Consider the following 8,331-nt stretch of genomic DNA (forward strand, 5'->3'; position numbering starts at 1 on the left):
TAAATGATTTAAATTTTAATTGTAAAAAAGGTTCTTTTTAAGAGATGTCTCATATAGCTCATTTTAAATAAATCTGGTCTTAACAAAGATTTAAATAATAATTGAGATTCAATACTAAATTCAGTCATGATAATCTCTCCTAGTATAGTGGTTGTTTTTGGAGAAATGTTAAGTTGAATCTTCTCCCTCTAGCTTTTGAAAGTCTTGGAACCCGAAGTATGGCGACTTTTGTTGAAACTAAGGATTGTCGAATTCTAATTGATCCCGGTGTGGCGCTCGGTCCTTGGAGGTATAGTCTTGAGCCCCATAAAATAGAGCTGGAGCGAAAATCACAGCACTGGAGGAAAATCAAATCTTATTCAGAAAAATCCGATATCTTGATCATCACCCACTATCACCGTGACCATTACAATCCCCGGGAACCAGGAATATACCGCAATAAAACCGTCTTTATAAAGCACCCTGAAAAAAATATAAATTATAGTCAGAAGCAAAGATCTGCACATTTCTTGAGGCAGATAAAGGATTTAACATATGAGATTTTTATCTCCGATGGGCAAACCTTTGAATTTGGAAACACAACCATAATCTTTTCAGAACCTGTATATCATGGACCTGATTCTAGGACAGGGTATGTAACTGAAGTTGCTATAAAAGAAGGTAAAGATGTTTTTCTCCACACTTCGGATGTGGAGGGTCCTAGCCTCGAGACGCAAACCTCATTTATAATTGAGCAAGACCCCGATATTATTTTCTGTGATGGTCCTATGACTTATATGCTGGAGAATCATTATTCTCAGGAAAATTTAAGGGATTCAATCCAGAACATCATAAAAATAATGCATGAAACGCGGGTAAAGAAATTCATATTGGATCATCATCTTCTAAGAGATCTCGATTGGAGAGAAAAAGTTAAAGACCTCTTTCCAATGGCCGAAGAAAAAGGGTTGCAAATTATCAGCGCCGCAGAATTTAGAAATTTAGAGAACGATCTTTTAGAAGCCAGAAGAAAAAAACTCTGGGAAACAACCTCCATATCCAAAATTAGGGAAAAACCATAATCATTATGAAAAATAAGTTTAATTAATGTGCTTATTTCTCAAATCTTTTTTACACATTTTTGATAGATGATCTGCCCGTCTTATGGGTTCTGGTATTCGGAGTTTTGAGGTTTCCAAAACAGTTTCTATCGCTGTTTTCAGAGATATTTTGTGCCCCACACTAACATACACCGGCTTTGCTCCAAGTCGAGTAGTAACTGCGGCCCCCACCGCTTTTCCGTTAAGCATAACATACGAGTATCTTTCTTCCGTTTTTTTAGGTTGCACCTCCCCGCAGAGCAGAGTTTTAGCAACACCGATGGTAGATTTATCCATAAGGACTCCGAAGTGTGATGCCGCTCCCAGTAGATAGGGATGCAGCCTCCCATTGGAATCCACCATAAACAAATCCACTTTACTCTTCAAGCTTTTAGCAACTTCTAAAATTAAGGGTGTTTCCCGGAAGGAAAGAAGAGTTGGTATATAAGGGAAGGATACTTCCTTATAGGCTACCCTCTCCTCTAAAACTCGCATATCTTCACAATTCAAGACTACTCCGCAGGCAATTCCTGTATCTTTATAGTAGGATACATCTAAACCACATATGTTTTCAATTTTTTCAAATTGATCCTTTTCAATTACTTGGGAAGCTAGTTTTCTTTGAAGCTCCCTTGCCTCTTTAAGCGTCAAACCAACTTTACCCAATACTTTATTCCAACTATTTCCTTTTTTCAGCTTGCTAGAACGCAATTAAAAATCTCACCTACCAACTATAATCTTAATAGCATAAACCACTTTATTTAATAAATTCAAGACCCTTGCCAACTCAAAAATGTTCTACTCTTTTTTTGGATATTTTCAAAACACGAAAAAGGACATTTTAATCCTAGGCGAGTGAATTTTCAATCTGAACTATTATAAGCATCCGGCTATCGCCGGGGGAAAGAATACGTAAGGGGTTAGTGCTAGAACCTGGTAGGTTATGCTGTTTTTTTGTCCCAGAGTCATTATCCACTGGTTTTGAAGTTTGCCTATAGTTGCTAAACTATTAATGGGTTTGAAGTCCTGTACCCAAACCACATGTGGACTCATATCCTGTCCGTCACACTCCACTGTAACCCTTACATTCCAGTAATAAATAGGCAATAAAAAGGGTCCCAAGGGTATAAAATAAGCTCCATCCGGAGTAGCAAAGGTGTAGGGCCACTTAGCCACTGCAACATGTTTAGACCAGGAAGATGTATCATTAATTTGATTGAAAGCATCTAAGGCGTTAAGTAACCCGTATCCAGAAGCGGGATCCCAGCCCGGAAGCAGTATATCATTCATAGCGGCGGCTCTAATTATTGCAGCACGTATTCGGAAAGACCATTCCCATCTCGGAATGTCCAGTTCCATACAGGTTTGAGCAAGCAGTGCCGCGACTCCCGAGGTCTCTGGACCAGATAGGCTGGTGTGTCCACTGGTGGAAGGCGCGAGAACCTCTGGTTTTGGGTAACCATCCCACGTAGGTCCAAAGCTGGTAATGCTTGAGGGAAGCCCATTTTTATCACAGGCCCCTGAAGTTATGGCAAACTCGGCGTTTCCAGGATGGGCCACTGTTCTAATTTTATTATAGTCGTTTCCCACGGCTAAGCAAACCACTATTCCACAGTGGTGATAAACATAATTCATTACGTCGGTGAGGGTTTTACTCATGCGCAGAGGATTAGTTGTTCCATCGCTAAAATTAATCACACTAATATTGTATTCATCCCGGTTTGCTGCACACCACATTATCCAAAACACTAGCATCGACGGGTCGTATCCAAAATCCCAATCAATAACTCTAATATCGATTATATTCGCACCTTTGGCAACACCTTGATTCTGACCGCCAGCCGCAACTCCGGCCACTGCGGTTCCATGATTCACTCCGTAGGGATAGATGTCTGGAATTGGGTCATAACTAGTACCCCTAGTATCATAAATTATTCCCGTAATACCATCAATATTAAGAATCACTTCCCCTATGCCTTCCTTGTAAAATTGTCCTGTCTCGTTTTGAAATTCCCAATCGTTTATTCCCGCATCCAAGAATGCTATGCTCACATCTTGACCAGTGATGTTACGCTCATTCAATTTTAAATCCCAGACTTTAGGAGCATAAGTTAAGTTTACCCACCATTTAATATCTTGTTTCGATGTGTACTTTTCTTGGTGAGGTTCTCCCTCCATGGTTTGAGAATTGATGGCCTGAAGAATCTCCAATGTCTCATTCACAATACCCTCTGGCAAAAGATACTGTCTAAAGTCACTTTCTATGTAAAATATCTCATCACGATACTGTTTAGTAAATTCTCCCAGTTTGTCATATCCCTGAATCTCACACGGTACCATGTGAATATCGCCCAAGTTTACGAGAAACGGAACTCCATAAGCATTTCGATTAATTTTTAAATAACTCAAGTTTTCCAATTCTTCTATCAGAGCGGTATCAACGTAATCCTTGAAACGTATCATAACTGGAATCCATTCACCGTCTAGACTCTTTGCCATTTGACTAATTTTCGGATCAATGATCCAATCGTTATTAATATTATTATAGTTAGAGAATGACACAACAAACGGGGTTATTGGCTGAACGGAGAAAAAGAGGGGATAAACTGGTACTAAAAAGAAGCAGATAACTAGGAAAGCCGTTATTCCCTTTTTGGACCACATTTTTGATGTAGCCATTTTTGCTCTTGCTCCTCCGTTCTTTCCAATTTCTTGCCTGCTATCCTATTTATGTTTTTATATGACATATTGCCCATCAATGTAGATGTATTATTGAATTTAATCTCCTTTAAATCATTTTTGTTGCGTTCTTCATTGTCAAAATCGTAAGAAAATTAGATGATTACGGAATCTTTGACACTCCCCGCGACTAGAAGTCGGGGGCTTTCTCGCCAAAGATTCCTGTAAAGTGTTTGATCTGGTTTTTATTCTGTTTGGAGTGTTGTTTTCTTGGGATCTTTCTGGTTTTTTTGAAGACTATTGGTGCTTTTTTGGGGCTATCCTAAAATATGATTTATAGTAATATTTTATTATAAAAAATATGAGCAAAAGATATAAATATGAGAACACAAAATATAGAGCTATAATATAGTAACAATTTGAGAGTGCCGCCATGAAACTAACCAAAGTAACGTACACCATTAAACAATCCAAACTCACCATTGAAACAGATAATCCCGACTCCATAAAAATTGCAATAGATTCGGTCAAGAAAAACAGAGAACAATTAGAAGCCTACATTCGCAGAAACCCCGAATTCTTAACCTCATACGAACCCCTAGAAGTCAAAGACGCACCGGAGATCATACAGAACATGGCACAAGCCGCCCAACAAGCCAAGGTGGGACCAATGGCTGCCGTAGCAGGAGCTCTAGCAGACCTAGCAGTAGATGCAATGCTGGTAAAAGCGAGAGTAGCAGTAGTGGAAAATGGGGGAGAAATCTCCGCAGACTCCAACACCTCAATAATTGTAGGATTACTGGCCGGTACCTCCTCATTATCCGGCAAGATTGGCTTCAGGTTAAAACCAAAAGATTTCCCCATAGGAATCGGAACCAGCTCCGGAACCGTGGGTCACGCAGTAAGCTTCGGAGAAGCGGACGCCGCCACAATCATCGCCGATACCGCGGCCCTAGCCGACGCCGCTGCCACAGCAGTGGGAAACACAGTTAAGGGAGAGGATTTCGAAAAATCAGTGCAAAAAGGTCTAGAAACCGCAGAAACAATTCCCGGAGTGAGAAGCTCATTTATTATTCGGGGCGAATATGCGGGTACCGTAGGAAAGCTACCACAACTGGTGAAAATTGAGGGTGAAACCTGGAATAATCTAAATATTCAAAATTATCTTCCACCAAAAATCAAACTTATCTGAAAGGAGAAAAAAGAGAATGTACTCGAAAAAAGATAATAGATTGATAATTGAAATTCCCAGAATAAACATCTCAGAACCATCCAATATTCTCAATATCACTCATCATGTTCGAAATAATCAGAACCGGGAAATCCTCATAGTACTCACTGGTTATGGAAATTTTACAGATCACATAGCCAAACTGGCGTACGAATCCTCCCATAACCAGATAGAGTTCAAGGAACTGGACGAACTCTTAGCCCTCAGCCAACTACTCGGCGCACAACTCATTACAACCGCTCTAAAATCACAAAAACTAAACGCAGAATACATTGATCCTTTCAGAGACAATCCCGTAAGCACTATTGGAAATTCTGGAAATCCGAAAATATCGGAAACTAAAACAATAAAAGAAGTTAAAAAACTAATAGATCCCAAACTCTCTAACAGCATAGTAATCCTATGTGCATTAATTGGAAGAAACGAAAAAGGAGAAACAACCATAATAAAAGAAAATCCGGATAAGATTCTGAGAATTTTAAAAAAGGCCCTAAATACCCGATCACATTATAGTGCTCGGTAAGATTTAAGATTTTATATACTGATTTCTTCCCTTTAGGTTCTTCTTCTCCTTCTCCTGCTCTTGGTTTTTTTCGGTTTTTCCGAATCCTTGTACGGGCAGTATAGTATTTCGTTTATTTTTTCCCTAACATCAGGGGGCAGTTCATCGTTGGCAATAGCATAAACTTTTGAGATTATAAGAAGATCTGATTGTGAAATATCTGGGCTGCTCGCCCATCCCGAGGTAGCCAGAACCATGCATACTTTCTCCCTTTTAACACAGTCCCGGTCACAGTTTGCACAATATTTTGGTCCCACGTAAACGTCACCGGTTTTCAAGTCCACAGTGTAGATCGCTTTTTCATTCTTCAGAAGAACCTCATTATTTTCATTAACCATGAATCCCATAGACTCCAGTGTTTCCTTAATGAGAGGAACGTTTATTGGAACCGTGGTCAGATTCTCTAATCTCCTCTGGCTCAAAAGCTGAGCATAACTGGGAAGAACACTGTATGAAAGCCTCAAATAAAACGGCTCCGCTTTTTTATCAAAAATCCTCTCAGAGATAATTTCCAAACTCTGCAACGGATCCTTAAGAAAACTCTCACTATACTTCTTAGCGAGTTCTTCTGAACTCTTCTCCTCTATAACGATGACTAGAACCGGGATTTCCCCACAATACTTATAAATCTCCTCAATATACTTGGATGCCTCATTCTCAATCCGCTTAGTTAAAAGAACCAGTGCCCCATAAGCACCCTTAGAATAATGGTGAAACATAGCCTTGAAAGGCGGAGAATCAAAAACGTCCCAAATCTGAACCTTAACCGTCCTCCCCTTAACCTTAACCACATTCACCTGGAGACTAACCCCCACAATAGACTTAAAACACTCCAAAAAATAACTATCCGGGCCCATCGACAACAGGAACCGATCCTTAACCTCCTCTCGAGGACCAACAACCAACACCTTGAAAACAAACTCCGACTCCAGCATCCAATATACCCTCTTACCAAAAATTAAACCTAGCCTCCAGCAATACGGGGCAAAATAATAACCAAACTATCCTTATCAACAAAAGAATCAAGGTCAGCCTTCTTACCATTTACAAGAACCGCAAAATGGTTCTCACTTAAACCCAATTCTTGAAGCAGCTGCTTAACCATCATACCTCTGTAATTTTGAAACCTTATAAGCTTTGGTTTACCAGCATCACTAATCATTCTTCCACAGTCCAGAAGTCCAACCTAAAATCAAATAAAACCACGTTAACAAAAAATATAAGCTTTATGTCAAGCGCAACCTCCAAGACAAGAATAGATACCACCAAAAAATTAAGTTAACACCCACCCATAAACACTATACCTTAATCCTTAAAAAGCAAGAAAAAAACAATAAAAAGACCTAAAAAATTTGGAAAAACAACAAAAAGGCTTAAATAATTCCTTTCTCCCGCATCTGGTCAATCTCTTTAAGCTTAACCGGCAGGCACTCCTCTACCACGTAGGTTAAACCGTAGCGGCTGAAAGCCTGCTGCTCAGCCCTCCTCTTAATTCTAAGAAACCTGCAAAGCTCCCTCTTCTAGAACCTGGTCTAGTACTCTAAATCCCTAAAGCCACACATATACCTACCAGAGTTTCACAGATCATAAATCTTCTATAGTCCAATGGTCTAACTGTCGAAACTAAAAGCTAAATTCGTGTAACGCCGTTAAACTTTCTCCGAATTTCCGATATATATACTAGTTTTTACATAGATTCTCTAAAAATTGTGGAGAGATTAGGAATGATTAAGGGCTTCAAAGTTATTCTAATTGGTTTTCTTGTTATTTCCCTAGGTTTCGGAACAGTGTGCTCAATGACCTTAGGTAACATTTCCACAGCTTCAAACAACCCCTATTTCCTGCTGGCTTATCTGAGTAACAACTGGGAGAATAATCTTGCGTATGATAAAAATAATTATACTGTCCTTGAAAACTTCGAAAACAAAAATGATTCTCTTAGACGATTTCAAAGCATTATGGCATATGAACAGAACATCATAAACCAAGGTTTAATAAAGTGGATGACTAAGAATATTACTACGTGGATGAATACACTAGCTACAACAAATGACAAGGATTCTGCACTACAGCTCTTAATGCAGTTTTTAGGTGAGAACCCCAAGTATCAAGAACACTTTAAGAGCTACACTATGACACTCATGTATTATTATGAAGCGCTTGAAAGACAAAATATGCTGGAAGCTTCAATGGTTGATTCTCACTTTATCATTAAAACCGGAGAAATAATCGAGGAATGGAATGTAAGTACCGTAATAGACGGTGAACCCTTTACAGTTATCTGTAAACAATACAGCCTAGAAATAAACGGTACCCCCTACACCGCGGTAAAGGCAGAAGCTTACAACGAAGATGGAATACTGATTGCTGATCCCGACATATACGTCAAAGCGCCCCCCTACTACTACTGGTACTGGTATCCATGGCCATGGGGCCAAATAATAGTCTACGGACAGGATGATTATATATACGCATATCTTCGCTTTGTTCTCTACATCGATGATGTACCATACTATGAGGAACAATATTATTTGTACGATGTGATCGAAGATACTGAATTAACTAATACGATATACGCTGCGCTAACCGGAATTCTGATTATTGCAACTGGTTCTGTACATCCCTGGTTAGCCGCCATCCCTCTGATAATCGGCGTTTACAACAGGGCTGAAAATCTTCACTTCCGCGATGCAATTTTAGCAGCAGCAACCTTTAATGGAGAGTGGGGGGTTCACAACAGTAGAAAGATTTAATGATAAATAATACCATTCTTGGACTTT

Annotated in this window: 8 protein-coding genes; 4 read left to right on the forward strand and 4 right to left on the reverse strand. The window is 39.5% G+C overall.

All coding sequences use genetic code 11. From position 1 onward, the window contains the following. The first annotated feature begins 173 nt into the window (after nt 1-173). The gene (locus tag ACUVXA_RS12535) at nt 174-1,061 is read left to right on the forward strand and encodes a hypothetical protein (RefSeq protein ID WP_445871609.1); all 888 of its coding nucleotides are present in this window, start codon (nt 174-176) and stop codon (nt 1,059-1,061) included. Between the two features lie 18 nt (nt 1,062-1,079). Here ACUVXA_RS12535 and ACUVXA_RS12540 read toward each other — a convergent pair whose 3' ends face one another. After that, entirely contained in the window at nt 1,080-1,790 is a 711-nt protein-coding gene (locus ACUVXA_RS12540; RefSeq protein ID WP_445871610.1) for an endonuclease V, read from the reverse strand. Between the two features lie 165 nt (nt 1,791-1,955). Beyond that, a complete protein-coding gene (locus ACUVXA_RS12545) occupies nt 1,956-3,758 on the reverse strand; it encodes a S8 family serine peptidase (protein ID WP_445871611.1) in 1,803 nt (600 codons plus the stop codon). Nucleotides 3,759-4,191: 433 nt separating this feature from the next. Here ACUVXA_RS12545 and ACUVXA_RS12550 point away from each other — a divergent pair, with 433 nt between their 5' ends. Together ACUVXA_RS12550 and ACUVXA_RS12555 are read left to right on the forward strand one after the other, a co-directional pair. Further along, nucleotides 4,192-4,950: a UPF0280 family protein gene (locus ACUVXA_RS12550; RefSeq protein WP_445871612.1), complete on the forward strand. Its 759-nt coding sequence runs from the start codon at nt 4,192-4,194 to the stop codon at nt 4,948-4,950. A gap of 16 nt (nt 4,951-4,966) precedes the next feature. After that, complete coding sequence (locus tag ACUVXA_RS12555) at nt 4,967-5,512, forward strand: amino acid kinase family protein (RefSeq protein WP_445871613.1); 546 nt, start codon at nt 4,967-4,969, stop codon at nt 5,510-5,512. Between the two features lie 32 nt (nt 5,513-5,544). Here ACUVXA_RS12555 and ACUVXA_RS12560 read toward each other — a convergent pair whose 3' ends face one another. Together ACUVXA_RS12560 and ACUVXA_RS12565 are read right to left on the reverse strand one after the other, a co-directional pair. After that, entirely contained in the window at nt 5,545-6,486 is a 942-nt protein-coding gene (locus tag ACUVXA_RS12560) for a hypothetical protein (protein ID WP_445871614.1), read from the reverse strand. A 29-nt stretch (nt 6,487-6,515) separates the two neighbouring features. Then, the gene (locus tag ACUVXA_RS12565; RefSeq protein ID WP_445871615.1) at nt 6,516-6,713 is read right to left on the reverse strand and encodes a hypothetical protein; all 198 of its coding nucleotides are present in this window, start codon (nt 6,711-6,713) and stop codon (nt 6,516-6,518) included. 562 nt (nt 6,714-7,275) lie between these two features. Between ACUVXA_RS12565 and ACUVXA_RS12570 the strand changes: the two genes are divergently transcribed. Then, nucleotides 7,276-8,304, forward strand: a complete 1,029-nt coding sequence (locus tag ACUVXA_RS12570; RefSeq protein ID WP_445871616.1) for a hypothetical protein — start codon at nt 7,276-7,278, stop codon at nt 8,302-8,304. Nucleotides 8,305-8,331: the final 27 nt, after the last annotated feature.

This window comes from Candidatus Jordarchaeum sp., assembly GCF_052745115.1.